Annotated in this window: 25 protein-coding genes and 1 tRNA gene; 9 read left to right on the top strand and 17 right to left on the bottom strand. The window is 70.3% G+C overall.

Translation table 11 applies throughout. From position 1 onward, the window contains the following. Positions 1 to 82: 82 nt before the first annotated feature. Both ACTJJP_RS01310 and ACTJJP_RS01305 read left to right on the top strand, forming a co-directional pair. On the top strand, positions 83 to 364 hold the full coding sequence (locus tag ACTJJP_RS01310) for a hypothetical protein (RefSeq protein ID WP_440773253.1): 282 nt from the start codon (positions 83 to 85) through the stop codon (positions 362 to 364). Between the two features lie 65 nt (positions 365 to 429). Further along, complete coding sequence (locus ACTJJP_RS01305; protein ID WP_440773252.1) at positions 430 to 1512, top strand: N-acetyltransferase family protein; 1083 nt, start codon at positions 430 to 432, stop codon at positions 1510 to 1512. A gap of 93 nt (positions 1513 to 1605) precedes the next feature. Here ACTJJP_RS01305 and mutM read toward each other — a convergent pair whose 3' ends face one another. The 6 genes from mutM to ACTJJP_RS01275 form a co-directional block, all read right to left on the bottom strand. After that, the gene (mutM, locus tag ACTJJP_RS01300; protein ID WP_440773251.1) at positions 1606 to 2496 is read right to left on the bottom strand and encodes a bifunctional DNA-formamidopyrimidine glycosylase/DNA-(apurinic or apyrimidinic site) lyase; all 891 of its coding nucleotides are present in this window, start codon (positions 2494 to 2496) and stop codon (positions 1606 to 1608) included. Further along, positions 2489 to 3181: a ribonuclease III gene (rnc, locus tag ACTJJP_RS01295; protein ID WP_440773250.1), complete on the bottom strand. Its 693-nt coding sequence runs from the start codon at positions 3179 to 3181 to the stop codon at positions 2489 to 2491. The genes mutM and rnc overlap by 8 nt, the downstream gene beginning before the upstream one ends. Before the next feature lie 10 nt (positions 3182 to 3191). Next, on the bottom strand, positions 3192 to 3401 hold the full coding sequence (gene rpmF / locus ACTJJP_RS01290; RefSeq protein WP_019179169.1) for a 50S ribosomal protein L32: 210 nt from the start codon (positions 3399 to 3401) through the stop codon (positions 3192 to 3194). A 2-nt stretch (positions 3402 to 3403) separates the two neighbouring features. Then, a complete protein-coding gene (locus tag ACTJJP_RS01285) occupies positions 3404 to 3898 on the bottom strand; it encodes a YceD family protein (protein ID WP_440773668.1) in 495 nt (164 codons plus the stop codon). A 173-nt stretch (positions 3899 to 4071) separates the two neighbouring features. Next, positions 4072 to 4569 (bottom strand): pantetheine-phosphate adenylyltransferase, encoded by a 498-nt coding sequence (gene coaD / locus ACTJJP_RS01280; RefSeq protein ID WP_314453983.1) that lies wholly within the window; start codon positions 4567 to 4569, stop codon positions 4072 to 4074. A gap of 41 nt (positions 4570 to 4610) precedes the next feature. Continuing rightward, on the bottom strand, positions 4611 to 6797 hold the full coding sequence (locus ACTJJP_RS01275) for an ATP-dependent DNA helicase RecG (protein WP_440773249.1): 2187 nt from the start codon (positions 6795 to 6797) through the stop codon (positions 4611 to 4613). 241 nt (positions 6798 to 7038) lie between these two features. Here ACTJJP_RS01275 and rsmD point away from each other — a divergent pair, with 241 nt between their 5' ends. After that, positions 7039 to 7602, top strand: coding sequence for a 16S rRNA (guanine(966)-N(2))-methyltransferase RsmD (gene rsmD, locus ACTJJP_RS01270; protein WP_440773248.1), 564 nt, complete (start codon positions 7039 to 7041; stop codon positions 7600 to 7602). A gap of 28 nt (positions 7603 to 7630) precedes the next feature. Here the strand turns inward: rsmD and thiL are convergent, their stop codons facing one another. Then, complete coding sequence (thiL, locus tag ACTJJP_RS01265; RefSeq protein WP_440773247.1) at positions 7631 to 8635, bottom strand: thiamine-phosphate kinase; 1005 nt, start codon at positions 8633 to 8635, stop codon at positions 7631 to 7633. A 25-nt stretch (positions 8636 to 8660) separates the two neighbouring features. On the opposite strand from thiL, the gene ACTJJP_RS01260 reads away from it, so the two are divergent. Further along, on the top strand, positions 8661 to 9164 hold the full coding sequence (locus tag ACTJJP_RS01260; RefSeq protein WP_440773246.1) for a DUF3515 family protein: 504 nt from the start codon (positions 8661 to 8663) through the stop codon (positions 9162 to 9164). Positions 9165 to 9397: 233 nt separating this feature from the next. Here ACTJJP_RS01260 and ACTJJP_RS01255 read toward each other — a convergent pair whose 3' ends face one another. From ACTJJP_RS01255 to leuC, 6 genes are all read right to left on the bottom strand, one after another. After that, positions 9398 to 10486: a D-alanine--D-alanine ligase family protein gene (locus ACTJJP_RS01255; RefSeq protein ID WP_440773245.1), complete on the bottom strand. Its 1089-nt coding sequence runs from the start codon at positions 10484 to 10486 to the stop codon at positions 9398 to 9400. After that, a complete protein-coding gene (locus ACTJJP_RS01250; protein WP_440773244.1) occupies positions 10383 to 11528 on the bottom strand; it encodes an NAD(P)H-dependent glycerol-3-phosphate dehydrogenase in 1146 nt (381 codons plus the stop codon). Before ACTJJP_RS01250 ends, ACTJJP_RS01255 begins: the two co-directional genes overlap by 104 nt. After that, a complete protein-coding gene (locus ACTJJP_RS01245; RefSeq protein ID WP_440773243.1) occupies positions 11518 to 12267 on the bottom strand; it encodes a lysophospholipid acyltransferase family protein in 750 nt (249 codons plus the stop codon). The genes ACTJJP_RS01250 and ACTJJP_RS01245 overlap by 11 nt, the downstream gene beginning before the upstream one ends. Beyond that, on the bottom strand, positions 12264 to 13637 hold the full coding sequence (gene murA / locus ACTJJP_RS01240; RefSeq protein ID WP_440773242.1) for a UDP-N-acetylglucosamine 1-carboxyvinyltransferase: 1374 nt from the start codon (positions 13635 to 13637) through the stop codon (positions 12264 to 12266). Before murA ends, ACTJJP_RS01245 begins: the two co-directional genes overlap by 4 nt. A 63-nt stretch (positions 13638 to 13700) precedes the next feature. After that, positions 13701 to 14297: a 3-isopropylmalate dehydratase small subunit gene (gene leuD, locus ACTJJP_RS01235; protein ID WP_440773241.1), complete on the bottom strand. Its 597-nt coding sequence runs from the start codon at positions 14295 to 14297 to the stop codon at positions 13701 to 13703. Between the two features lies 1 nt (position 14298). After that, entirely contained in the window at positions 14299 to 15816 is a 1518-nt protein-coding gene (gene leuC / locus ACTJJP_RS01230) for a 3-isopropylmalate dehydratase large subunit (RefSeq protein ID WP_440773240.1), read from the bottom strand. 228 nt (positions 15817 to 16044) lie between these two features. Here leuC and ACTJJP_RS01225 point away from each other — a divergent pair, with 228 nt between their 5' ends. Beyond that, a complete protein-coding gene (locus ACTJJP_RS01225; RefSeq protein ID WP_440773239.1) occupies positions 16045 to 17355 on the top strand; it encodes an O-acetylhomoserine aminocarboxypropyltransferase/cysteine synthase family protein in 1311 nt (436 codons plus the stop codon). Then, entirely contained in the window at positions 17352 to 18665 is a 1314-nt protein-coding gene (locus tag ACTJJP_RS01220) for an LLM class flavin-dependent oxidoreductase (RefSeq protein WP_440773238.1), read from the top strand. Before ACTJJP_RS01225 ends, ACTJJP_RS01220 begins: the two co-directional genes overlap by 4 nt. A gap of 572 nt (positions 18666 to 19237) precedes the next feature. Here ACTJJP_RS01220 and ACTJJP_RS01215 read toward each other — a convergent pair. Then, positions 19238 to 20302 carry a TerC family protein gene (locus ACTJJP_RS01215; protein ID WP_440773237.1) on the bottom strand — a complete coding sequence of 355 codons (1065 nt, stop codon included), beginning with the start codon at positions 20300 to 20302 and terminating at the stop codon, positions 19238 to 19240. Between the two features lie 213 nt (positions 20303 to 20515). Between ACTJJP_RS01215 and ACTJJP_RS01210 the strand changes: the two genes are divergently transcribed. Next, the gene (locus ACTJJP_RS01210; protein WP_440773236.1) at positions 20516 to 21070 is read left to right on the top strand and encodes an RNA polymerase sigma factor; all 555 of its coding nucleotides are present in this window, start codon (positions 20516 to 20518) and stop codon (positions 21068 to 21070) included. After that, entirely contained in the window at positions 21067 to 22122 is a 1056-nt protein-coding gene (locus tag ACTJJP_RS01205) for a DUF4349 domain-containing protein (RefSeq protein WP_440773235.1), read from the top strand. The genes ACTJJP_RS01210 and ACTJJP_RS01205 overlap by 4 nt, the downstream gene beginning before the upstream one ends. A 167-nt stretch (positions 22123 to 22289) precedes the next feature. Here ACTJJP_RS01205 and ACTJJP_RS01200 read toward each other — a convergent pair. Continuing rightward, positions 22290 to 22365, bottom strand: a tRNA-Glu gene (locus tag ACTJJP_RS01200). Between the two features lie 187 nt (positions 22366 to 22552). Here ACTJJP_RS01200 and ACTJJP_RS01195 point away from each other — a divergent pair. Beyond that, complete coding sequence (locus tag ACTJJP_RS01195) at positions 22553 to 23191, top strand: MBL fold metallo-hydrolase (protein WP_440773234.1); 639 nt, start codon at positions 22553 to 22555, stop codon at positions 23189 to 23191. Between the two features lie 204 nt (positions 23192 to 23395). On the opposite strand, the gene ACTJJP_RS01190 is transcribed toward ACTJJP_RS01195, so the two are convergent. Both ACTJJP_RS01190 and ACTJJP_RS01185 read right to left on the bottom strand, forming a co-directional pair. Then, entirely contained in the window at positions 23396 to 23665 is a 270-nt protein-coding gene (locus tag ACTJJP_RS01190) for an HPr family phosphocarrier protein (RefSeq protein ID WP_055954014.1), read from the bottom strand. Positions 23666 to 23693: 28 nt separating this feature from the next. Then, positions 23694 to 25769 (bottom strand): PTS fructose transporter subunit IIABC, encoded by a 2076-nt coding sequence (locus ACTJJP_RS01185; protein ID WP_440773233.1) that lies wholly within the window; start codon positions 25767 to 25769, stop codon positions 23694 to 23696. Positions 25770 to 25778: the final 9 nt, after the last annotated feature.

Below are 25778 nucleotides of genomic sequence, written 5' to 3'. Positions count from 1 at the left end.
GGCATCCGCCTCTCGCCCGGATCCCCGCGATCCCGCCACGCGCTCGTCGCGTGTTCCTCTCATCTCTCCACGGAGCCTCCGCATGAACGCCTTGTTCGCGCGCGCGCCGCAGCATCCTTCGGCCGCGCTCTCTTCCACCCCGTCCACGATCACGATCGACACCGCCCCCGACCGACCGCTGGGTCTGGTCGACCGCCTCTCGCTGCGCCTCGGCCTCTGGCTGCTCACGCGTCACGCCGCTCGCGGCCGAGCGCAGGCGTATCGGGCCGACCGGGCGCACCGTCGCCGCACCGCCGACGCCGAGCGCACCGCGCGCGAACGCGCCTGGCACCGCGCGGCCGCCCTCGTCCGGCCGCCGCTGTGATCCCGTGGGGCCGGTCACTCCCGGCCGGCCTCACCCGGATTCCTCTTCGAACCGAAAGCACTCCTATGAATTCCCTTCCCGCCGGCCTCGAGCTGCGGCCCCTGCACATCCCGGCATCCATCGACGACGACGATGCCGCCGACTTCCGCGAGATGGTGCGTCTGCGCAACCTCGTCTACGAGGAGATCTCCGGCCACGACGACGAGTCGATGCCCGCCGACGAACTGCTCCCCCTGTTTCAGCCGCGGCCGGAGGTGAAACGGTTCTCGTGGATCGCCGTGTTCCACGGCGAGGTCGTCGGTCGCGCGGGCCTCGACCTCCCTCAGGAGGAGGGCGCCCGCACCGGGTCGTACCTCATAGAACTCCGTCGGTCCGCCTGGGGCCACGGCATCGGTCGCGCCGCCTTCGCCATGATCGAGCCCCTCGCCCGCGCCCACGGACGGACGGTTCTGCAGTGCTGGGCCGCGCACCCCGCCGCCGAGGGGCCGCAGCTGACGGCGCCCACGGGGTTCGGCGCGGTGCCGCACGACCATGCCGCACGGTTCCTTCTGGCGTCCGGCTGCACGCTCGAGCAGATCGTGCGAGTGAGCACGCTGGATCTCGCTGAGGCCCGCCCGCGCCTCGGGGCCCTCCTCACCGAGGCCGAAGCCGCGGCGGCGGGGTATCGCGTGGTGCAGTGGACGCTGCCCACACCCGACGAGTTCGTCGACTCCTTCGCCTGGATGAAGTCGCGCATGGCGACGGACGCGCCGTCCGCCGACCTCGACGTCGACGAAGAGGTGTGGGATGCCGCTCGACTCCGACGCCACGAGGCCACGTACCTCGACGCGGGTCGACACATGCTCGTGACCGCGGCGCAGCACGTGGACTCGGGGGAGCTCGCCGCGTTCAACGAGCTCGTCATCGGCAAGGACCGCACGGCGGCGACGGGGCAGGAGGACACCCTCGTGGTGGCCGCCCATCGGGGACACCGGCTGGGCCTGCTCGTGAAATGCGCCGGCCTCCTCGCGTGGCGAGACGTCGCCCCCGAATCGCCCCGCGTGATCACCTACAACGCGGAGGAGAACCGCCCGATGCTCTCGATCAACGAACGGATCGGCTTCGCACCGATCTCGTACGAGGGCGTGTGGCAGAAGATCCTCTCGTGACCCCACGACGCGAGTCGCCGGATGCGCCGGCCGGGCCGCCACCGCCGGCGCATCAGGGCGGCTCGGGCGGTCGGCCGCGGCGCGGGCCGCGGTTCAGCGTCGCTTCTGGCAGTGCGGGCAGAAATGGCTCGAACGGTTCATGAACGACACGCGCACGATCGGACGCCCGCACCGCGGACACGGCTGACCCGTGCGCCCGTAGGCGTTGAGCGAGTGCGCGAAGTAGCCGGCCTGACCGTTGACGTTCACATACTGCGCGTCGAAGCTCGTGCCGCCCTCTGCCAGCGCCTTCTCGAGCACCGCCCGCACCTCGCCGAGCAGGCGGTTCACGCTTCTGGTCGGAAGATCGGATGCCGAGGTCTCGGGGTGCACGCGCGACGCCCAGAGCGACTCGTCGGCGTAGATGTTGCCGATGCCACTGGCGACCGTCTGATCCAGGAGCACGCGCTTGATACCCGACGCCGTGCGGCCCAGTCTCGCGCGGAAACGGGCCGCGTCGAAGGCCGGATCGAGCGGATCGCGACCGATGTGCGCCACCTGGGTTGGCACGCGCGCGAGGTCGGACCCGCGTCCGCCCGCGGCGCCGTCGGGCGTGTCGACGAGCTCGTCGAGCGCGAGCGAGCCGAAGGTGCGCTGGTCGGCGAAGACGACCGACAGCTGACCGTGCGTGGGGTGCTCGAGCTCGATGCGGATGCGCTCGTGGCGTTCCTCCGGAGCGCCGGGGACGCGCAACAGCATCTGCCCGCTCATCCCCAGGTGCGTGACGATCGCTTCGTCGCCGGCCACCGGCATCCACAGGAACTTGCCCCGACGGACCGCGGCGGTGATGCGCCGGCCGGTCAGCTCGGCTTCGAAGTGGGCCGCTCCACCGGTGTGCCGCGTCAGCGCGCGCTCGTCGCGCACGTCGACGGACGTGATCAGCGCACCGGCGACGGCCGGCTCGAGGCCGGCACGCACGACCTCGACCTCGGGGAGCTCAGGCACGGGTGTCGAGCTCGCGCCACGCGGTGAGGGCGGCGGCCATCTCGGCCTGCTTCTTGCTCGACCCGTTGCCCGTGGTGGCGAGGTCGCCGACGGTCACGGTCGCGGTGAACCGACGGTCGTGATCGGGCCCGGTCGCCTGCACGGTGTACACCGGGGCGGCTAGACCCTGGCGGGCCGCGATCTCCTGCAGGCTCGTCTTGGGATCCATGGCTGCGCCGTAGCGTTCGGGGTCGGCGAGGAGCGGCTCGACCAGTCTGAGCACCATCGCGGTCGACGCATCGGGACCGGCCGAGAGGAAGGCGGCGCCGATGAGCGCCTCCATCGTGTCGGCGAGGATCGAGTCCTTGTCGCGCCCGCCCGTGAGGATCTCGCCTCGGCCGAGGCGCACGTGCGCACCGAGACCGATCGTGCGGGCCACCTCTGCCAGGGCGACGGTCGACACGACGCTGGCGCGACGCTTGGCGAGGCCTCCCTCTTCGAGCTCCGGATGCCGCGTGAACAGGCGCACCGTCACGGCCTGCCCGAGCACCGAGTCGCCGAGGAACTCCAAGCGCTCGTTGTGCGGGATGCCGCCGTTCTCGTAGGCGTACGAGCGATGCGTAAGGGCAAGAGAAAGAAGCTCGGGGTCGATGTCGACCCCGAGCTTCTCGGTGAGCGCACCGCGCTCGACGTTGTTACGCGTCACGAATCGCCGATCAGACGTCGGCGACCTTGCGGCCCTTGTACTCGAGGAAGAGCTCGGTGCCCTGCGAGTCGGTGACGACCTTCGCCTGGTGAGGGCGGCTGTAGACGACCTTGCCGTTCTCGATGGTCTTGACCAGCGTGGGGGCCTCGGCCTTCCACTGCGCGCGGCGCGAGCGGGTGTTGGAGCGGGAGACCTTCCGCTTCGGGGGGTTACCTGCCATGACTAGCTCTTCTCTGTCTTGGGGGCGGCGCGGAGCGCATCGCCGTCGTCTGGGGTGTACTGCTGGAGCGCAGCCCATCGATGATCGACAGGCGTCTGCTCCGTGTCGCCGGTGGTTTCCGTCAGCCTCTCGCCCGTGTTCGGGTCGAGCCCGGGGCAGTCCGGCTGACACACCGGCTGGAACGGAAGCGACAGGACAATGGCATCCCGGACCAGATTTTCAAGATCCACGTGGTCGTCTTGAACGTCGAAGTCACTCGCTTCACCCCCAGGATACGTGAAAAGTTCCTGGAACTCGACTTCGACAGGCTCCTCGATGTCGATGAGGCAGCGTCCGCACACGCCCGTGGCGGTGGTGTCGACGGTGCCCGAGACGAGGATCCCCTCGTGCACCGACTCCAGACGCACCTCGAGCTCGAGGATCTCGCCCTCGGGGATCGAGACCAGTCCCTCCCCCCACTTCTCGGGGGTGGGGAGGTCGAGGCTGTGCTCGCGCATCTCGCCGGGATGGTGCTCGATGTCGCGGACGGGGAGTTGGAAGGGGCCGGGTCGACGGGTTCTCACGGACGTCCATGCTACCCGCACACCCCTGAGCGAGGGCCGGGCGAACCCGGCGCACCTGCGGCGCACGGTCGCCTCACGCTCGGGGTCCCGAACAGGGACGCAGCGCGTCAGATACCGCGGGCGCCGGTGTCGAGGTAGCGCGCGACGGCGGGCGGGACGTAGGGCGACACGTCTCCCCCGAGCCCGGCCACCTGGCGCACGAGCGAACTCGACACGAGGGCGTGCGAGGGGTCGGGGAGCAGGAACACCGTCTCGACGTGCGCGAGGTCGCGGTTGACGATCGCCATCGGGGTCTCGTACGCCACGTCGACCTGCGAACGGATTCCCTTCACCAGCACCTTCGCGCCCACGTCGGTGGCGTAGTCGACGAGAAGGCCCATGCTCCAGGCGGCGATGATCACGTCACCCTCGACACCCGCCTCCGAGATCGACTGTTCGAGCAGACGCTGGCGCTCGGCGATGGGCAGCATCGCCTCTTTACCGGGGTTGTGCACGACCAGCACGTGAAGCTGGTCGAACAGACCGGCGGCACGACGGATGACGTCGAGGTGACCGAGCGTGGGCGGGTCGAACGAGCCGGGGACGACGGCGATCCGGGGATCCATGCCGCCAGCCTATCGACGCGGATCGGCGGGGAGCCCGTCGTTCAGGACTTCGCCAGCGCGGCGCGCTCCTCGACGCCCACGCGACGTTCGAGGGCGGCGGCGAGTCCGGGATGCCGCAGGAGCGCGGGGTCGTCGGCGAGCAAGCGCTCCCCCTCGGCGCGCGCCTCGGTGATGAGGTCGGCGTCGGTGACCACCCGCAGGAGACGCAGCGATGATCGGGCGCCCGATTGCGCTCCGCCGAGCACGTCGCCCTCGCCGCGGAGTTCGAGGTCGACCTCGGCGAGGGCGAACCCGTCGAGCGTGGATGCCACGGCTTCGACGCGCGCGCGAGACGACGTGCCCGGTGCGGCTTCGGTCACGAGCAGGCACAGGCCCGGGACCCCGCCACGGCCGACGCGACCGCGCAACTGGTGCAGCTGGGAGACGCCGAAACGGTCGGCCTCGAGGATGACCATGGTCGAGGCGTTCGGCACGTCGACGCCGACCTCGATCACCGTGGTCGCCACGAGCACGTCGATGTCGCCGCGGGCGAATGCCTGCATGACGGCGTCCTTCTCATCGGAGGGCATCTTGCCGTGCAGGATCTGCACACGGATGTCGGCGAAGCCGGGGAGCCGGGAGATCAGCGCCTCGACCTGCACGACGCCCCATCGCGTTCGGTTGCTCTCCCCCGCGGCGGGCGCCGCCCCATCGGGAGTGTCGGCGGGTTCGTCGGTCTTGTCGTCGGCGGCGAGCTGCTCGGCGTCGATCGCCGCGCACACGACGAACGCCTGACGACCCTGCGCCACCTCTTCGGCCACGCGGTCCCACACCCGCGCGAACCAGCCCGGCTTCTCCGCCAGCGGGGCCACGAACGACTGGATGCCGGCGCGCCCGGCCGGCATGGTGCGGATCGTCGAGACGTCGAGGTCGCCGAACACCGTCATGGCGACCGTGCGGGGAATGGGCGTCGCCGTCAAGACGAGGGTGTGCGGGGACTGGCCCTTGGAACGCAGCGCCTCGCGCTGATCGACGCCGAAACGGTGCTGCTCGTCGACGACGACGAACCCCAGGTCGGCGAAGGTCGTGGTGGCGCTCAACAGCGCGTGCGTGCCGACGACGATCCGCGCCTGCCCCGACGCCACGCGCAGCGCCGCGCGGCGTCGCTCGGCCGCGGGCATCTGCCCCGTCAGCAGCGTGGGCATGAGCTCGGGCGCGAGCTCGGGCCCCAGCATCCGCGCGATCGAACGGAGGTGCTGGCCGGCGAGCACTTCGGTGGGGGCGATGAGGGCGGACTGCCCGCCCGACTCCGCCACCTGCATCATCGCCCTCAGCGCCACGAGGGTCTTGCCGGAGCCCACCTCGCCCTGCACGAGGCGGTTCATGGGCCAGTCGCCCGTGAGGTCGGCGGCCAGTCGCGCTCCGACGTCCTGCTGGTCGGGGGTCAGGTCGAAGGGGAGGATCGCGTCGAATCTCTCGAGCAGACCACCCGCAGCCGCGGGGCGTTTCGTCGCCGAGAGCGCGCGGACGAACTGACGCTGCTGCAGCAGTGCCGTCTGGAGCACGAAGGCTTCGTGCATGCGCAGGGTCGCGACCGCCGGAGGGATGTCGTCGTCGTTCTCGGGTCGGTGGATGCTCTCGAGCGCCGCACGAGCGGGGAGGAGTCCCCGCCGGGTGCGGAGGTCGTCGGGGAGCGGGTCGTCGACGTCGCCGAGCGCGTCGAGGACGACGGCGATCGTCTTCTGCACGAGCGTGCTGGGGACCGAGCTGGTGGCGGGATAGATCGGGATGGGCCTCTTCGCCGTCACCTCGGCCTCGGCGCGGGCTTCGGCGAGGTCGTCGAACAGCTCGTAGTCGGGGTTCGTCAGCTGCGTCTGCCGCCGGTACTCGCCGACCTTGCCCGAGAAGATGCCCCGCCGCCCGGGAGTCAGGTCCTTCAACCGCCAGGGCTGGTTGAAGAACGTCAGTGACATGCGCCCGTCGCCGTCGCTGATCACGACCTCGAGGAGGGAGCCGCGTCGGTTCTGCATGCGGCGCTCCGAGGCGCTGACGACCTCGGCCACGATCGTGACGGGTTCGCCCAGCGGCAGCGAGGCGATCGGGGTGAGCTCGCCGCGCCGGGCGTAGCGGCGCGGATAGTGCTCGAGCAGCTCGCCCACGGTCTTCATGCCGAACGCGCGGTCGAAGGCCGACGCCGTCTTGCCGCCCACGGCGCCGTCGAGCCGGGAGGCGAGCGAGAGACCGGACATGCTCTCGAGTTTAGGCAGGCCGTCCGACATCCCCCTGCCGCGCGCTCGGCCGGGCACCCGCGGGATCCTGGAGGCTTCGACAGGCTCGGCCTCCTCCGCCGCTCCGGCAGGCCCCGAGCCCGTCGAAGGAACCGGGGCCTGCCGAACGCCCCGTGTCGGCGCTCCGCGGATCCGCGGGTTTCGCCGGGCTCAGCCCGCCGCCCGCGTGTCTCCGCGGCATCCGCGACCCTAGGCTGGACGGGTGACGCGCATCATCTCCGGCCGAGCGGGAGGCACCGTTCTCGACGTCCCGCCGAAGGGCACCCGTCCGACGAGCGATCGTGTGCGCGAGTCGCTGTTCGGCGCACTCGAGTCGGCGGGTGTCATCGACGACGCCCGGGTGGCCGACCTCTTCGCCGGCTCCGGCGCACTCGGCTTGGAGAGCCTCAGCCGCGGAGCCGCCTCGGCCGACCTCGTCGAGCTGTCGGCCCCGGCAGCCGCGCTGATCCGCAAGAACGCCGACCGGGTACGCGCCGCGGGCGTCGCCGCTGCGGCGCGGGTTCATCGCGCGAACGTCACCGCCTATCTGGCGGCATCCGCCGACGAGTGGGACCTGGTGTTCCTCGACCCGCCCTACGACATCGCCGACCACGACCTCACGAGGGCCCTCGTCGCCCTCGCGCCCCGCCTGAGCCCGGATGCCACGGTCATCGTCGAGCGCGCGAAACGCTCCGCGGCGCCCGACTGGGCGGCGGCAGGACTTGAGGCCGAGCGCGACCGGAACTACGGCGACACCACGATGTGGTGGGGTCGACCACCCCTGTGAACCGCCGCCGCGCACGACGTCACACGGCTCAGCCCCGGCCGGCGTCCCAGTCCCGGTAGGGGTCCCACCCACCGCGGCCCGTCCACGCCGCCCCGTCGACCTCGATCGCCGTCTCCCCGCGCGGGTGAACGCTGCCGATGCGTCGGCCGAGGGTGGCGGAACCCGGGGGGAAGGTCACGAGGAAACCGTGGTCCTCGCCCCCGCCGAGAGCCCGCTCGGGGTCGTCGCCGAGGGTGCTCGAGTCGATGGCGAGGGTCACCCCGGACGCGTCGGCGAGGCGCGTCGCGTCCAGCGCCAGGCCGTCCGAGACGTCCATCATCGCGCTGGCTCCGGATGCCGCCGCCCTCAGGGCCTCGTCCAGGGGCGGGCGCGGGGCGAGCTGGCGCGACAGCGCCTTCGCGTCGGCCGGGTCGAGGGCGGCACGCGCCGCGTCCGTGAGGGCGACAGGTGCACCGTCGTCGCCCACGAACCGCTGGAACAGCACGTCGAGGCCGCGGGCCGCCACGCCGAGCTCCCCGATGACGTAGACGCCGTCGCCCACGCGGGCACCCGAACGACGAACGGGCTCACGACCGTCGAGACTGCCGAGAGCGGTCACGGCGATCGTCAGCGTGTCGGACACCGTGAGGTCACCGCCCTCCACGGCGCAGTCGGGGGCGAGCTCCGCACAGGCGGCGGCGAGCCCGTCGGCGAAACCGCGCACGAACGCCAGCGGTGTCGTATCGGGCATGGCCAACGCCACGAGAAGGGCGATCGGTCGGGCGCCCATCGCGGCGACGTCGGCGAGGTTGACCGCCGCCGCCTTGAAACCGAGGTCGAACGGCGACGACCACGCCAGCCGGAAGTCGGGGCCGTGCACGAGCGTGTCGGTCGTGGCGACGACGCGGCCATCGGGCACGGCCAGCACGGCGGCGTCGTCGCCCGGGCCGACGGGCGCGCTGGAGGGCGGAAGGCGGTCGAGGATGCCACGCAGGATCTGCCCCTCGGACAACTCCCCCACGGTGGTTTCACGGTCGGGCTCGGCGTCGGTCACCCTCCCACGCTATTAGCCTGGACGGGTGCCCCGCTCCTCCCGTTCCCTCGCGCTCCTGGCCCTCCTCGCCCTGGTCCCGGGGCTCGCGGCGTGCAGCACGACGGTCGCCATGGAGCCGGCGAAGCTCGCCAACGACCCCGCGTGCGCCTCGGTGATCTCGCGCCTGCCGAGCAGCATCTCCGGCCAGGAACGTCGCTGGACCGACGCGCAGGCGACGGGGGCCTGGGGCAACCCGGCATCCATCCTGATGACCTGCGGCCTCGAACCCCCGGCGCCGTCGACGCTGCCGTGCCGCTCATTCGACGGCGTCGATTGGCTCGTCGACGAGTCGCAGGCCGCGGACAACCGCTACACGCTGACGACGTTCGGGCGCAGCCCCGCCCTGCAGGTCTATCTCGACTTCGACACCGCCAGCAGCGGCGACGTCGCCCAGGCGCTCGGTCCTCTCATCCGCGAGTACCTGCAGCCGACGGGTTCGGTCTGCACCGCCGCCTCCGACGCGACCCCCGCGCCCACGCCGGCGCCGTAGTCATCGAGCCGGTGCCCCCGTCCCCGCCGCGGACCGGGTGACGCGGCCCTGTCCTGAGGCGGATGCAGCGACCCCGTCCGGGGCGGATGCCACGGCCCCGTCCGGGGGCGGATGCCACGAGCACGACAGCGGGGCCGTCCGGCGACACGCCGTCACGCAGCATCCCTCCACGGCGTGTCGCCCACGTCACCCGCCGTTGTGCACGGCACGGAACCGCGACGGGACGACGGGCCTCAGGCCTTCTCGAGCGCGGCGTCGAGCAGGTCGCTGATCAGGTCGGGGTAGGTCAGGCCCGAGGCGATCCAGCACGTGGGGAACATCGAGATCGGGGTGAAGCCGGGCATGGTGTTGACCTCGTTCACGAAGAACTCGGTGCCGGTGTAGAAGAAGTCGACGCGCGCGAGCCCCTGCCCTCCGATCGCCTCGAACGCCTGCGCCGCGATGCGCTGCATCTCGGCCAGTTCCCCCTCGCCGAGCGCGGCGGGGCACACGAGGTCGACTCCCGGAGCGTCGAGGTACTTCGCCTCGAAGTCGTAGAACTCCCGACCCGTCACGACGATCTCACCCGCCACGCTGACGCGCACCGGTCCCCCGTCGCGTCCGGGCAGCACGCCGCACTCGAGCTCGCGCCCGACGACGGCCTGTTCGACCAGTGCGAGGCGGTCTTCGGCGAAGGCGGTGTCGAGAGCGGCATCCAGGTCCTCCCACCGCGACACCTTGGTCACACCGACGCTCGAGCCCGCCTCATTGGGTTTGACGAACACCGGCAGACCGAGGGCGCGCATGCGCCGCTCCCAGAGGTCGCGGTCGCGCGCGAGGTCGGCGCGGGTCACGGCCACCCACGGCACGACCGGCACGTTCGCCGCGCGCAGCACCTGCTTGGTCACGTGCTTGTTCATGCCGATCGCCGACATGAGCACGCCACCGCCGGCGTACGGGATGCCGAGCAGCTCGAGCAGCCCCTGCACCGTGCCGTCCTCACCGAACCGCCCGTGCAGGATCGGCAGCACGACGTCGACCTCACCCAGCGACCGGGTGCCGTCGGCATCCGTCACCGTCCACTCGCGCGAGAGCGTCGAGTCGGGCAGCCGCACGCGGGAGCCGTTGTCGACCACCTCGGGCAGGGCTTCGGGCCGCAGGGCGAACTTGTCGGGGTCGTCGTCTTCGAGCACGAAGGCGCCGTCGCGGGTGATGCCGACCGGGATCACCCGGAAGCGATCACGATCGATCGCCCTCAGCACCCCGCCCGCCGTGGCGGAACTGATCGAGTGCTCGCTGGAGCGCCCGCCGAAGAGCACCACCACCACCACCGGATTGGTCATTCTGCGTCCTCTCGCCCTGCGGCTGGTCGTCGTCTGTCGTCAGGTGCGGCGCGATGTCGCGCGGATCCATGGTGCCGTCGAGCACCATCTTCACCTGCTGCACGATGGGCATGTCGACGCCGACCTGCTTCGCGAGCTGGAGCACCGGGGCCACGGAAGCCAAACCCTCGGCGGTCTGCTGCATCTGGGCCACGACCTCTTTGTAGCCGTATCCCTGGCCGAGCAGTCGCCCGGCGGTGTTGTTGCGACTGAGCGGCGACTGGCACGTCGCGATGAGGTCGCCGAGCCCGGCCAGACCCTGCAGCGTCTCGGGCTTCGCCCCCTGCGCCACGGCGAAGTCGGTCATCTCCACCAGACCGCGCGTGATGATCGAGGCCTTCGTGTTCTCGCCGTAGCCGACGCCGTCGACGATGCCGATGGCCACGGCGATGAGGTTCTTCAGCACGCCGCCGAACTCGGTGCCGATCACGTCGGTGTTGACGAACGAGCGGAAGTACCGGTTGCGTGCGCGCCGGGCCACCGCTTCGGCGGTCTCGGGGCTCAGCGAGCTGATGACGGCCGCCGTGGGCTGCTCGCGAGCGATCTCGAGGGCGAGGTTGGGACCGGATGCCACCGCGATGCGCGCCGGATCGCACTGCAGCACCTGCTCGATGACCTGACTCATGCGCAGGCCCGTCGACTTCTCGACACCCTTCATCAGCGAGACGATGGGCACGTCGGTGTGCTCCACGAACGGCTTGATCGCGGCGAGGTTCTCGCGAAGCGACTGGCTCGGCACCGAGAGGTAGATCTGCTCGGCGCCGCGCAGCGCCTCGCCGAGGTCGGTGGTGGCCGTCATCGTCCGCGGCAGGTTGATGCCCGAGAGATAGCGGCTGTTGCGCTTGGACTCGGTGATCTCGGCGGCCAGCTCGGGGCGGCGCGCCCACATGACGACGGAAGCCCCGCCGTCGGCGAGGATCTTGCCGAACGTCGTGCCCCAACTGCCGGCGCCGACGACGGCGACCTTCGGCCCCGCTGCAGGAGCGACGTTTCTACGGCTCAAGGCGCCCCGTCTCGTTCTGCCCGTGCTTCGTCGGGTCCCAACGCTCGGTCGGCGCGGGAAGACCCCGGATGCCGGAGAGCATGCTCGCCACGCGGTTCATCATCGTGTCGGTCGCCGCGACCAACGTCGAGGGCTGGGTCGGCGTCGCCGCGTAACCCGAGAGGTCCATCGCCGGTCCGAACTCCACGATGACGTGCGAGCGCCGAGGGAAGCGGAGCTTGCCGTAGCGGGGCAGGATCTGCTGCACGCCCCACTGCGCCATCGGGATGAGCGGGAGGTCTCCGGCCAGGGCGAGGCGCACGGCCCCCGTTTTGCCGCGCATCGGCCACAGGTCGGGGTCACGGGTCAGCGTGCCCTCTGCGTAGACGATCACGCCGCGACCGTCGCGCGCGATCTGCTCGGCGGCCTTCATCGATTGGTTGGCACCCGACGACGCGCGCGGGACGGGCACCATGCCGGTGGCCTTGAGCGCCGCACCCAGCACGGGCACGCGGAAGAGACTTTCCTTCGCCATGAAACGGGGGGCGCGGCCGAGTCGCCACACGGCGACGGCGACGACGAGCGGGTCGAACTCCGAGTTGTGGTTCGGAGCCAGCACGTACGCACCGTCGCGAGGCAGGTTATCGGCGCCCCGGATCTCGATGCGGGCGAACAGCCCCACCGCGGGCACGATGATCGCCGCGAGCGGCCAGAAGACGCTCGGGCGGCTCTTCTCGGGGGTCGCGGTCGTCGACCTCATCCGGCGACGTCGAAATCGGCGTCGAGGGCGGTGAGCTTCTCGAGGAACTTCTCGTAGCCGCGGCGGATGATGCCGATGTTGCGCACCGTCGACTCGCCCTGCGCGGCGAGGGCCGCGATGACGTAGCTGTAGCCGCCACGGAGGTCCGGCACCTCGACGTCGGCCGCGTGCAGCGGCGTCGGTCCGTTGATGACGGCGGCCTGCTCGAGGTCCCGGCGGGGGACGCGACGGTCGGCGCTGTCGAGACCCTTGGGGTGCACGACGATGTCGGCGCCCATCTTGTTCAGGGCCTCGGTGAAGCCGAGGCGGTTCTCGTACACCGTCTCGTGCACGACGGAGGTGCCCGACGCCTGGGTCAGGGCGACGATGAGCGGCTGCTGCCAGTCGGTCATGAAGCCGGGGTGCACGTCGGTCTCGACCATGACGGGCTTCAGTTCGTCTCCGCGACGGAACAGGATGCCGTCCTCGCGGACGTCGAACCAGCCGCCGGCCTTGCGGAAGACGTTGAGGAACGTGAGCATGTCCTGCTGGCGTGCACCCTTGGCGAAGATCTCGCCATCGGTGGCGAGGGCGGCGCACGCCCACGAGGCGGCCTCGTTGCGGTCGAAGATCGCCCGGTGGTCGTAGCCGTCGAGACGCTCGACGCCCTCGATGAAGATCACGCGGTTCGGCTCGTACGAGATGATGGCGCCCATCTTCTGCAGCACGGCGATGAGGTCCATGATCTCGGGCTCGATCGCGGCGTTGCGCAGCTCCGTCACGCCCTTCGCGCGGACGGCGGTGAGCAGAACCTGCTCGGTCGCCCCGACGCTGGGGTACGGAAGCGTGATGTTCGCTCCGTGCAGACCGTTGGGCGCGGTGATGCGGATGCCCTCGTAGCTCTTGTCGACGACCGCGCCGAACGCGCGGAGGGCGTCCATGTGGAAGTTGATCGGCCGGTCGCCGATGCGGCATCCACCGAGGTCGGGGATGAGCGCCTCGCCGAGCAGGTGCAGCAGCGGTCCGCAGAACAGGATCGGGATGCGCGAAGCACCCGCGTGCGCGTCGATCTCCTCGAAGTGCGCGGCGACGGCGCCCGAGGGATCGAGGTGAAGCGTCCCCTCTTCGTCACCCTCGGTCACGGTCACGCCGTGCACCTCGAGCAGGGAGCGCACGACCTTGACGTCGCTGATCATGGGGACGTCGCGCAGCGTGCTCGTGGTGTCGCCGAGGAGAGCCGCCACCATCGCCTTCGTGACGAGGTTCTTCGCACCCTTGACCTCGACGGTGCCGCGCAGCGGGCGACCGCCGCGGATCGTGAGGGTTTCGGCCTCCTCCCAGTCCGGCTGCCCGGGAATGCGGTCTCCGGAGTCGGTGACGAGTGTGCTCATAGGGGGGTGGACCTCACTTCGTTGACGAGGGGCGGCGAATCGACCCGATCGGGTCGATCGGGCTCAGCGGACCGGGAGGGTCCGCGGCCGCCATGCCTCGCGGCGCGCCTCGAACTGCGTGATCTTGTCTTCGTCACGCAGCGTGAGCCCGATGTCGTCGAGCCCTTCGAGAAGCCGCCACCTAGTGTAATCGTCGATGTCGAACGACACCTGGAGATCGCCGACCGTGGCCGTCTTGGCCTGCAGATCGACGGTCATCTGGATGCCCGGCTGCGCCTCGAGCACCGCCCAGATACGCTCGAGGTCGTCTTCGGTGATGACGCCCGTCACCAGCCCCTGCTTGCCGGCGTTACCGCGGAAGATGTCGGCGAACTTCGGGCTCAACACGACCTGGAAGCCGTAGTCGCGCAACGCCCAGACCGCGTGCTCGCGGCTGGAACCGGTACCGAAGTCGGGGCCGGCGACGAGGATGGATGCCGAACGGTAGGCGTCCTGGTTGAGGATGAAGTCGGGGTCCTGACGCCAGTTGGCGAAGAGGGCGTCGTCGAAGCCGGTCTTGGTGACGCGCTTCAGGAAGACCGCGGGGATGATCTGATCGGTGTCGACGGCCGAGCGCTTCAGCGGGGCGGCGATACCGGTGTGCGTGCGGAACTTCTCCATGTCAGGCCTCCGCCCCGGTCGACACGGTCTCGTCGGTGCGGGAGGCACCGCCGGTGATCAGGGTGCCGCCGTCGGATCGATCGCCCGAGCCTGTCGGCGGGTCGAGATCGGCGGGGCTCGACAGCGTCCCTCGGACGGCGGTGGCCGCCGCGACCAACGGCGAGACGAGGTGGGTGCGACCGCCCTTGCCCTGGCGTCCCTCGAAGTTACGGTTCGAGGTCGACGCGCAGCGCTCCCCCGGAGCCAGCTGGTCGGGGTTCATGCCCAGGCACATCGAGCACCCGGCGAAACGCCATTCCGCGCCGAAGTCGGTGAAGACCTTGTCGAGACCCTCCGCCTCGGCCTCCAGACGCACGCGCGCCGAACCCGGGACGACCATCACGCGGACGTTCTCGGCCTTGGTGCGACCCTCGATGACGGAGGCGAACGCACGCAGATCTTCGATGCGACTGTTGGTGCACGAGCCCATGAACACGGCATCCACCGGGATGTCCTTCATCGGGGTGCCGGCGACGAGGTCCATGTACTCCAGCGCGCGCTCGGCGGCGGCACGCTCATTGGGGTCGGCGATGTCGGCCGGCGTCGGGACGACGTCCGACAGGGAAACGCCCTGGCCGGGGTTCGTGCCCCAGGTGACGAACGGCTCGAGGTCGGCGGCATCGAGGAAGACCTCGGCGTCGTAGACGGCGCCTTCGTCGCTGGGGAGCGTCCGCCAGTAGGCGACGGCGTCGTCCCAGTCCTGCCCCTGCGGGGCGTGGGGCTTGTCCTTCACATAGGCGAAGGTCGTCTCGTCGGGGGCGATCATGCCGGCGCGGGCGCCGGCCTCGATCGACATGTTGCACATCGTCATGCGCCCCTCCATCGAGAGGGAGCGGATCGCACTGCCGCGGAACTCGAGCACGTAGCCCTGACCGCCGTTGGCGCCGATCTTCGCGATGATCGCGAGGATGATGTCTTTCGCGGTCACACCGGGCTTGAGATCGCCCTCGACCGTGATGGCCATCGTCTTGAAGGGCTTCAGCGGCAGGGTCTGCGTGGCGAGCACGTGCTCGACCTCGCTCGTGCCGATGCCGAACGCCATGGCGCCGAACGCGCCGTGCGTGGACGTGTGCGAGTCGCCGCAGACGACGGTGATACCCGGCATGGTGAGTCCCAGCTGCGGACCCACCACGTGCACGATCCCCTGCTCCTTGTCGCCCAACGAGTGGATGCGCACGTCGAACTCGGCGGCGTTGCGACGCAGCGTCTCGATCTGCGTGCGGCTGGTCAGGTCGGCGATCGGCTTGTCGATGTCGAGCGTGGGGGTGTTGTGATCCTCGGTGGCGATGGTCAGGTCGAGCCGGCGAACAGGGCGCCCCTCGGCGCGCAGACCGTCGAACGCCTGGGGGCTCGTGACCTCGTGCACGAGGTGCAGGTCGATGTAGATGAGATCGGGCTGACCGTTCTCGCCCTTCACGACGAGGTGGTCGTCCCAGACCTTCTCGGCGAGGGTGCGAGGGTTCTCGGGAATGGTGCTCATGGTTGCGTTTCTCCTCGGGAGGGGTGTGAGGCCCGCGACGAACTCCGCGACGAGAAAGGCCTAGAACAAGGTCTCGTCGCGGCCGCTAAGGAGGAGGCCGGCGATCCGCACCTCGTCACGATACCACCGGGCCGGTCGCCGGCTCCCGCGTAACACGGCGCCGCATGTTTGGGCGTCGCGCGCACTCGCGTGCGAGCCTGGGCCGACCCGAAGGAAGGAGCGCGCCCCATGGCCGCAGACGCCGAAACCGGATTCTCGACGCGACAGGTGCACGCCGGCTCCGCCACCGCGCCCGCCACCCCGCGGGCGATGCCGATCTACCTGACCGCCGGGTTCACGTTCCGCGACCTCGACGAGTCGGCCGCGCACTTCGGCACGGGCGCCGGCTTCGGCTACACCCGCACCGGCAACCCCACCGTGCAGGCGGTCGAGGAACGTCTCGCCTCGATCGAGGGCGGCGATCAGGCCGTCCTCGTCTCCAGCGGCCAGGCCGCGGTCACCGTGGCCCTGCTGGCCCTGGCCGGTGCCGGCGACCACATCGTCGTCTCGGAGCACATCTACGAGGGAACGCGCGGGCTTCTGCTCGACAATCTCGTGCGACTGGGCATCGAGACGACCTTCGTCGACACGTCCGACCTCGACGCCTGGAGGGATGCCGTGACCCCCCGCACGCGGGCGTTCTTCGCCGAGACGCTGTCCAACGCGCGCAACGACGTGCTCGACGTGGCGGCGATCTCGGCGATCGGTCGGGAGCACGGCATCCCGCTCGTGGTCGACAGCACCTTCACCACTCCGTACCTTCTGCGTCCGATCGAGCACGGTGCCGCGGTCGTCGTGCACTCGGCGAGCAAGTTCCTCGCGGGCCAGGGAGCCGTGCTCGGCGGCGTCATCGTCGACGACGGCCGCTTCGACGCCGCGGCATCCGGTCATCGCTTCCCGCACCTCGTGCAGACCGACCGCCTGGGCGGCGCGAGCTACGCCGAGAAGCACGGCGCGCGCGCCCGCGGCGCGTACATCCGCGAGAGTGTCGCCCCGCGCTTCGGTCCCGCGCCGTCGCCGCTGAATGCCTTCCTCATCGGCCAGGGCATCGAGACGCTGAGCCTGCGGGTCGAGCGGCAGTCGCAGAACGCACTGACCGTCGCTCGGTGGCTGGCAGCGCGACCCGAGGTCGAGCGCGTCGACTACGTCGGCCTCGAGTCGCACCCGCACTTCGCGCTCGGACAGCGCTATCTCACGCGCGGTAGCGGCTCGGTCTTCACCGTGACCCTGCGCGGCGGCCTCGAAGCCGCCCGGCATGTCGTGCAGTCGGTGAAGCTCATCACGCACATGACACACCTGGGTGACGTGCGCTCGCTCGTGCTGCACCCGCAGAGCACGTCGCACGCTGCCCGCACCGTCGAGGAGCGCGAGCGCGCGGGCGTGTTCCCCGGCACGATCCGCCTATCGATCGGCATCGAGGACATCGCCGACATCCTCGCCGACCTGGAGCAGGCGCTGATCGGCGTGCCGGCCGCCGAGCGCGAGACGGTCGTGCTGTGAGCCGGCTCCAGCACTTCGGGTGGTTCCTCGCGCGCGGCTTCGGCCCGCACGGCTGGGGGCACCCCTACCTGCGGTGGAACCACCGGTGGACCGAGCCCAGGCTCTACCAGGACTCGGCGCGAACGCTCGAGCAGGCGGGCTTCGACCTGCTCATCGTCGAGGATGCGCCGTCGCTCGGCAGCGCCGAGACGATCGATCTGCGCGTGCGTCACGCGTTCGGCGGCCCCAAGCACGACCCGCTCCTGCTCGCGCCGTATCTCTTCGCCGCCACGCGGCACCTGGGCGTCGTGCCCACGGTGAACCCCGCGGCATATCTGCCGTACACGGCCGCCCGGCAGTTCGCGACGCTGCAACACCTCAGCGGGCACCGTCTCGGCCTGAACGTCGTGACCGACACCGGCAGCGCGCGCCACTTCTCGACAGCGCCCCAGCTCGGACATGACGCGGCATACGACCGCGCCGAGGAATGGCTCGGCGGCATCAGGGATCTCTGGCGCAGCTGGGGCGAAGGCGCCCTCGTCGTCGACGAGGAGTCCGGCGTCTACGCCGACGGGACGAAATTGGATGCCACGCGTCATCGCGGCGAGTACTACGGCTTCGACGGCCCGCTGAACGCCATCCCGTTCACCGACGGCGAGCCGGCAATCGTCTCCCCCGGCGGGTCGGGCCGGGGACTGTCTTTCGCCGGACACAACTCCGACGTGCAGCTGGCACTGGCACCGCTCGACGAGCAGAGCATCCGGGGCTACCGCGGGCGCATCCACGCCGCTGCGGAGGCCGCGGGGCGACGCGCCTCCGACATCAAGATCCTCTTCGCGATCCAGCCCGTGCTCGTGTCGTCGCCGGAGGAAGCCGACCGGCTGGTCGCGGCATCCGCTCACCCCGACGACGATGCGCTGATCGCCATCGCCCGCAAGCAGTCGAGCGACCTCGAGACCGACCTGACCGGACTCGACCTCGACCGGCCGCTGGACCGCGCGATCTTCGGTGACCACGTGTCGGAGGGCAGCATCAAACGGCTCGTCGGAAAGCACGACGCCGACGCGCCGCTACGGGCGATCCTCGCCGCGCACGCGCGCCTGGGACGCCTGAACGACGGCACCGGGTTCGTCGGCACGGCGGACGAGTTCGCCGACCGCATCGAGGAGCTCGGCACCTGGGGCAACGACGGTGTGCTGCTGTGGGGCGACCTGCACCCGGTCACGGTTCACCGCGTGCTCGACGACCTCGTGCCGATCCTGCGCCGGCGCGGGATCCTGCGCGAGGAGTACGTCGACGGCGGGCTGCAGGCGAACCTGCGCGCGTTCTAGATTTTCGGATGCCGGGGCATCCGCCGGGACACACGGGCGGCGTCGCGCGGCGCAACGACGGCCCTGTCCCACTTCTGGTCACCTGAGCGCCGCACAGGCAGCCACTTCTGGGACACGCACCGCATCCATCGGGACGCGGGCAGTGTCGCGCGGCGAGACAACGGCCATGTCCCACTTGTGGTCACCTGAGCGCCGCACAGGCAGCCACTTCGGGGACACGCACCGCATCCATCGGGACGCGGGCAGTGTCGCGCGGCTAACCGACGGCCATGTCCCACTTGTGGTCACCTGAGCGCCGCCCAGGCAGCCACTTCTGGGACACGCACCGCATCCATCGGGACGCGGGCGGTGTCGCGCGGCTAACCGACGGCCATGTCCCACTTACGGTCGCCTGAGYGCCGCMCAGGCAGCCACTTCGGGGACACGCACCGCATCCATCGGGACGCGGGCGGTGTCGCGCGGCTAACCGACGGCCATGTCCCACTTCTGGTCGCCTGAGCGCCGCACAGGCAGCCACTTCTGGGACACGCACCGCATCCATCGGGACATGGGCGGCGTCTCGCGGCGAGGCGTCAGTCGCGGTCGGGGTGCTCGACCGTCGCAGGGGTGCCCTTCTCGTCGGCGACCTCCGCCGCGGCATCCTGAGGACCGGCGGCGGCGGGCTCGCGACGGGCGGCGATCAGGCTGGCGACGGTGGCGACCGCCATCGACACGATGATCACAGCCAGCGACACCCATGTCGAGATCTCGGGCGCCCACTCGATGGGCTCGCCGCCATTGAGGAACGGCAGTTCGTTGACGTGCATCGCGTGCAGGATCAGCTTCACGCCGATGAAGGCGAGGATGAACGCGATGCCGTAGTGCAGGTACTTGAGGCGGTCGAGCAGGTCGCCGAGCAGGAAGTACAGCTGACGAAGGCCCATCAGGGCGAAGAGGTTCGCGGTGAAGACGATGAACGGGCTCTGGGTGATGCCGAAGATGGCGGGGATCGAGTCGATCGCGAACAGCAGGTCGGTCACGCCAATGGCGACGAACACGATGATCATCGGCGTGAACAGCTTCTTGCCGTTGACGCGGGTGATGACCTTCTTGCCGTCGTACGAGTCGCTCATCGGCAGGACGCGACGCAGCGTCCGCACGATCAGGTTCTCTTTCTGCGTGTCGTCGTCGTGGTCACCGCCGGGGAACGCCTGACGGATCGCGGTGTAGATGAGGAACAGGCCGAACAGGTAGAAGATCGGGCTGAAGTTCTCGATGATGGTCGCGCCGACCAGGATGAACGCGCCGCGCAGCACCAGCGCGATGATGATGCCCACCATCAGCACCTCCTGCTGATACCGGCGGGGCACGGCGAACTGCCCCATGATCAGGACGAAGACGAACAGGTTGTCGATCGACAGGCTGTACTCCGTCAGCCAGCCGGCCACGAACTGCCCCGCCACCTCTCCCCCGGCGACGATCCACATCACACCCGCGAAGATGAGGGCGAGGGTGACGTAGAACACGACCCAGAGGGTGGACTCCTTCGGCGAGGGGATGTGCGGGCGCTTCAGGATGATCAGCAGGTCGGCGACCAGGATCAGCACGAGCACTACGAGGGTGATCGTCTGGAAGAGCGGGTCGAGCTGCAGCTCCATCGCGGGGCCTTTCGTCGGGGAAACGCTCGAGTTTATCCGTCCGGTGCGACGGCCCGAGCGCTTATGTAACTTCTTCGCCCGGTGCGGATGCCGCGACGCACGCCGACTCCTGTTCCCGAAGCCGCGCGAATCGCCGTGAGACGATCCGCCCCGGCGGGACACCTCTCAGTGAGAGAGTGCTCACGAAGCCCGCCGAGCGGGGGAACGGATGCCATGACCGACGACGTGATCGACGACAGGGCGCTGGTGGCGCGTGCGGCCGGCGGCTCGGAGCAGGCGTTCCGCGAGCTGTACCGCGCGTACGTCCGGCCGGTGTACTGGGTGGCGTTCGGGCTCGTCGGCAACGCCGCGGACGCGGAGGACGTCGCCCAGGAGACCTTCGTCGTCGCCTGGCGGAAGATCCCCTCGCTGCGACTGGAGGGCGCATCCCTTCTGCCGTGGCTGGCCACGGTGTGCCGCTTGCAGGCGCAGAACCGCCTGCGCGCCCGGCGACGCCACAGCTCGCACGCCGAGCTCGACGAGCAGATCCCCGCCCTCGTCGACGTCGAGGCGCAGGTCGTGCAGGCGCAGACCGTCGCGGCGATCCTCGCCGCCGTCGAGCGGCTGGGCGAGCTGGACCGGGAGATCTTCCGGCTGTGCGCCGCCGAGGGGTACGGCTACGAAGCCGCGGCCGCAGCCCTCGGAGTGTCGCACGGCGCGGTTCGCAACCGCCTCTCCCGCATCCGTTCCCGGGTGCGTGCCAGCGCGATGGAGACGGAGACGCCATGACCACCCCCACACTGCCCGCACTGTCCGCCGAGCGAGTGGATGCCATAGAGTCCGCCGTCTTCGGTCGCATCGCCGACGAGCGACGCGCGATGCGCCGCCGACGCCGGAACGTGTGGACGGGTATCGGTGCCGCCGCCGCGGTCGTCGTGATCGCGGCCGTGGTCGGTCCGTCGTTGACGTCGACGCAGTCGACCGGCGGATCGACCGTCGTCGGGGCGAGCGGGGCCGAGAGCGCGCCCGACTTCTCGGGGCAGTTCGACCAGAACAGCGTCGGGGCCGTTCCGGAGCAGGATGCCGCGGGATCGAGCTCCCTTCCCGAACAGTCCGCCACGAGGGATATCGGGTCGCGCGACATCGTCGCCACCGGGTCCAGCACGGTCGAAGTCGACGACGTCCGCGCGGCGATCGACGAGGTCACGGCGGCAGCGACCGCGGCCGGCGGATACGTCGAGTCCACGCAGCTCGGCGGCGGCATGGTCGGGATCCCCATCGAGGGGTCGGCGACGACCGCGACGGCGTCCTCCGGTTGGATCACCGTGCGGGTGCCGGCCGACACCCTGACGCAGGTCATGGACGGCCTCCGTGACGTCGGCGACGTGACCGCGACGAGCGTGAACCGTTCCGACGTCACCGATCAGACCGTCGACCTGCGTGCGCGGGTCGCCGCCGGTGAGGCATCCGTCGCGAGGTTGACGGAACTGATGGGGCAGGCCGCATCGGTCGCCGACCTCATCACCGCAGAATCGGCTCTCGCCGAGCGGCAGGCCCAGCTCGACAGCGACCGACAGGTGCTGCAGTCGATCGAATCGCAGGTGGCGCTGTCGACGCTGAGCGTGCAGCTGACCGAGCGCACGGCACCCGTGACCGCTGACCCCGCCGGCTTCGGCGACGGGCTCGTCGCCGGGTGGAACGGTCTCGTCGCGACGCTGAACGGGGTCGTGATCGGTGTCGGGTTCCTGCTGCCGTGGATCGTCATCGCCGGAGTGGCATGGGCGATCGTGTGGGGCGTGCGGCGCGTGGTGCGGCGGCGCCGCGCGGCGCGCGAAGGCTGATCCGCGCTGCGAACCCCTGCACCGGATCCAGGACAGCGCGACGGATGCGGATGACGGGAGCGGAGCCTCCGGGCGAGGGGCTCGACCCGCCCGATCGGCTCCCCGTCCGCCTCGGGTGCCGAGACGAGAAAAAGGCTCCGACCAGATGGTCGGAGCCTCTTTCTCGTTGGTGACCCCAGCGGGATTCGAACCCGCGTTACCGCCGTGAGAGGGCAGCGTACTAGGCCGCTATACGATGGGGCCGCGTTGCGACCGTTCAAGTATGCACTACGAATGACGCGCACGCAAAATCGGCTCGGAACCGCGGAGATCCCGGGCGTGTCCGCACACCGTACCGCGAAGCGGCGGCGCACGGAAGAGCAGAGCGACGGTGTTCCCTCTCGGCGCCAGCGCTTGCCGCGCTCCCCCGGCGAGGAGTTGACTCGTCGACATGCGTCTCACCAAGCACGAACATGCCGCCCTTGTCGTCGTCGAGTCGGGCCACTCCCTGGTCATCGATCCCGGAAGCTTCACCTCGCCGCTCGAAGACCTCACCGGCCTCGTCGGCGTGGTCATCACGCACGAGCATCCCGACCACTGGACACCGGAGCACCTGACCCGCCTTCTGAAGGCGCACCCGGGCGTTCCCGTCTACGGACCCGAGGGCGTCGTGCACGCGGCCGCCGGGTTCGACGTCACCGCGGTCCACCCCGATGACCGACTCGATCTCGGCCCGTTCCACCTCGAGTTCTCCGGTGGACAGCATGCCGTCATCCACGAGTCGATTCCCGTCGTCGACAACGTCGGCGTGCTGGTGAACGATGCGCTCTACTACCCCGGCGACTCCTACACCGTCCCGAAGCACGCGAAGGTGAAGCTCCTGGCGACTCCCGTCGGTGCCCCGTGGTTGAAGATCGGCGACGCGATCGACTACGTGCTCGCGGTCAAGCCCGAGCGCGTGTTCGCGACCCACGACATGACGCTGTCGGTCGCCGGGAAGCAGATGGGCGATGCGCGTCTGACCTGGGCGGTCGAGCAGAACGGCGGCTCGTTCGTCGACCTGAAGCCCGGCGACTCCGTCGACGTCTGAGCGGTTGCGCTTTCCGAACGGCACGTTCGGGGCGTGGTCGGCCGTTCGGAGAGCCAGGATCCTGCCCCGAGCGGCGAAAGCCGCCCCGAACCGGCCCCTGCGCGCGGACCGACGTGGGCCGATCGGAGAGCACGAGGGATACGCAAACACCGGATGCCACGAGCCCTGCGGCCCGTGGCATCCGGTGTTCGGAGACGTCGCGTCTTACTGCGCGTCGAGGTCCGTCTCGAGGAGGGCGACGAGTTCGTCGAGCGCCTGCTCGGCACCCTCGCCCTCGGCCTTGAGCGTCACGACCGTGCCGTGGCCGGCGCCGAGACCCATGAGCGACAGGATGCTGCCGGCGTTGAGGTCGGCACCGCCGTCGGCCGAGATCGTGACGGGGATCTTCTTCTCCTGCACGGCCTGCACGAAGAGCTTCGCGGGGCGGGCGTGGAGTCCCGAGCTGCTGGCGATGGTGGCCTGACGTTCTGCCATGGTGAATCCTCTCGATTCGACGGGGGTCTTAAGCGGCGACCGTGGCCGCGGGAGCGGTCTCGGCGACGGCGGCGTCCTTCGGAGTGCGACCGATGCCCTTCAGGGCGACGACGATGAGCGCCGACACGACCGTACCCACAATGATCGCCAGCGGGAAACCCCACACCGGGTTGATGGCGAACAGCACGAAGATGCCGCCGTGAGGGGCGTACGACTGCACGCCGATCAGCATGCTCAACCCACCGGTGATCGCACCGCCCACCATCGAGGCGGGGATGACGCGCAGCGGGTCGGCCGCGGCGAACGGGATCGCGCCCTCGGAGATGAACGAGGCACCCAGCAGCCAGGCGGCCGCGCCGTTCTCGCGCTCCACCGGGGTGAACCGGCCGCGGGAGAGGACCGTGGAGGCGAGTGCCATCGCGAGCGGGGGCACCATGCCTGCGGCCATGACCGCGGCCATGATGAGGTACGGGGTGGTGTTGGTCGTCGTCGCGGCGGCGAGACCCGTGGTGGCGAAGACGTAGGCGACCTTGTTGACGGGGCCACCCAGGTCGAAGCACATCATGAGACCGAGGATCACGCCGAGGACGATCGCTCCGGCACCGCTGGCGGCGAGACCGGTCAGGCCCTCGGTCAGCGCGGCCATGAGCGCGGCGATGGGACGACCGAGGAAGAGGATCATCAGGCCCGAGGCGAAGATCGAGCCGAGGAACGGCACGATCACCACCGGCATGAGACCGCGCAGCCAGCGGGGCGCGTTGAAGCGGCCGAGCCACCAGGCGATGAAGCCGGCGAGGAGCCCACCGATGATGCCGCCGATGAAGCCGGCGTTCATGAGCACGGCGACGGCACCGGCGACGAAACCGGGCGCGATTCCGGGACGGTCGGCGATGGCGTAGGCGATGAAGCCCGCGAGCACGGCCACCAGGAAGCCCATCGACGTCGCACCGATCATGAACGCGACCGAGCCGAGGTACTGGCCGAGTCCGCCCTCCGGCAGATCCCAGAGCGAGTTCTGGATGATGACGTTGGCCGCATCCGCGGTGACCTGGTATCCGGCGAGGAGGAATCCGAGGGCGATGAGCAGACCGCCACCGGCGACGAACGGGATCATGTAGCTCACACCGGTCAGGAGCCACCGCTGGATGCGACGACCGACCGACTGCCGGGCGACGGGGGCGTCGGACGCGGATGCCGCGGCGCCGCTGCCGGGGACGCGTGCGGCGTTCGGGTTCTCGCTGGCGGCGAGGGCCTCGGCGATGAGCTGCTTCGGCTGCTCGATACCGCGCTTGACGCCGGAGCGGACGACCGGCTTTCCGGCGAACCGCTGGGGCTCGCGCACGTCGACGTCGACCGCGAAGATCACGGCGTCGGCGTCGTCGATGACGCTCTGCGGAAGGGCCTTGTAACCACTCGAACCCTGGGGCTCGACGATCAGCTCGACACCGTCGGCTTCGGCACCGGCCGCGGTGAGCGCGTCGGCGGCCATGAAGGTGTGGGCGATGCCGGTGGCGCATGCCGTGACGGCGACGATCTTCTTCGTCTTGGTGGCGGTGCGGGCGTCGGCGCGGGTGGCGGCGGGCGCGGCGGCAGCGGCAGCAGCCGGGGCGGCGGCAGCAGCCGGGGCAGCGGCGGCAGCAGCGGGAGCGGATGCAGGCGTGATGGCATCCGTGATGATGCGCACCGCGTCTTCGGGCGCCTGCGCGGCACGCAGACCCGACATGAAGTCGTTCTTCATGAGGCTGCGGGCGAGCTGCGACAGCACCGAGAGGTGGGCCTCGTCGGCACCCGAGGGAGCGGCGATGAGGAACACGATGTCGGCGGGGCCGTCGGGGGCGCCGAAGTCGACGCCCGGAGTCAGGCGGGCGAAGGCGAGCGTGGGCTCGGTCACCGATGCGCTGCGCGCGTGCGGGATGCCGATGCCGCCGGGCAGCCCGGTCTCGTCCTTCTGCTCGCGGGCCCAGGCGTCGTCGAACAGCTCTTGTGCGCTCGTCGCGCGGCCCTGCGCGACGACGCGCTCGGCGAGGGCGCGGATCACCGACTGCTTGTCGGTGCCCAGGGGCACGTCGAGTGTGACGAGCTCCGGCGTGATGATGTCGGACATTGTCGATGA

This window comes from Microbacterium sp. 22296, from assembly GCF_052045385.1.
Taxonomy (GTDB): domain Bacteria; phylum Actinomycetota; class Actinomycetes; order Actinomycetales; family Microbacteriaceae; genus Microbacterium.
This window is presented reverse-complemented; position numbering and strand designations above follow the sequence as displayed.

Coding starts and splice junctions, on each gene's coding strand:
- ACTJJP_RS01310 (WP_440773253.1), top strand. CDS start 83: ATGAACGCCTTGTTCGCGCGCGCGCCGCAGCATCCTTCGGCCGCGCTC.
- ACTJJP_RS01305 (WP_440773252.1), top strand. CDS start 430: ATGAATTCCCTTCCCGCCGGCCTCGAGCTGCGGCCCCTGCACATCCCG.
- rpmF (WP_019179169.1), bottom strand. CDS start 3,401: ATGGCAGGTAACCCCCCGAAGCGGAAGGTCTCCCGCTCCAACACCCGC.
- ACTJJP_RS01285 (WP_440773668.1), bottom strand. CDS start 3,898: ATGCGCGAGCACAGCCTCGACCTCCCCACCCCCGAGAAGTGGGGGGAG.
- coaD (WP_314453983.1), bottom strand. CDS start 4,569: ATGGATCCCCGGATCGCCGTCGTCCCCGGCTCGTTCGACCCGCCCACG.
- ACTJJP_RS01275 (WP_440773249.1), bottom strand. CDS start 6,797: ATGTCCGGTCTCTCGCTCGCCTCCCGGCTCGACGGCGCCGTGGGCGGC.
- ACTJJP_RS01255 (WP_440773245.1), bottom strand. CDS start 10,486: ATGACCAATCCGGTGGTGGTGGTGGTGCTCTTCGGCGGGCGCTCCAGC.
- ACTJJP_RS01245 (WP_440773243.1), bottom strand. CDS start 12,267: ATGAGGTCGACGACCGCGACCCCCGAGAAGAGCCGCCCGAGCGTCTTC.
- murA (WP_440773242.1), bottom strand. CDS start 13,637: ATGAGCACACTCGTCACCGACTCCGGAGACCGCATTCCCGGGCAGCCG.
- leuD (WP_440773241.1), bottom strand. CDS start 14,297: ATGGAGAAGTTCCGCACGCACACCGGTATCGCCGCCCCGCTGAAGCGC.
- leuC (WP_440773240.1), bottom strand. CDS start 15,816: ATGAGCACCATTCCCGAGAACCCTCGCACCCTCGCCGAGAAGGTCTGG.
- ACTJJP_RS01225 (WP_440773239.1), top strand. CDS start 16,045: ATGGCCGCAGACGCCGAAACCGGATTCTCGACGCGACAGGTGCACGCC.
- ACTJJP_RS01215 (WP_440773237.1), bottom strand. CDS start 20,302: ATGGAGCTGCAGCTCGACCCGCTCTTCCAGACGATCACCCTCGTAGTG.
- ACTJJP_RS01210 (WP_440773236.1), top strand. CDS start 20,516: ATGACCGACGACGTGATCGACGACAGGGCGCTGGTGGCGCGTGCGGCC.
- ACTJJP_RS01205 (WP_440773235.1), top strand. CDS start 21,067: ATGACCACCCCCACACTGCCCGCACTGTCCGCCGAGCGAGTGGATGCC.
- ACTJJP_RS01195 (WP_440773234.1), top strand. CDS start 22,553: ATGCGTCTCACCAAGCACGAACATGCCGCCCTTGTCGTCGTCGAGTCG.
- ACTJJP_RS01190 (WP_055954014.1), bottom strand. CDS start 23,665: ATGGCAGAACGTCAGGCCACCATCGCCAGCAGCTCGGGACTCCACGCC.
- ACTJJP_RS01185 (WP_440773233.1), bottom strand. CDS start 25,769: ATGTCCGACATCATCACGCCGGAGCTCGTCACACTCGACGTGCCCCTG.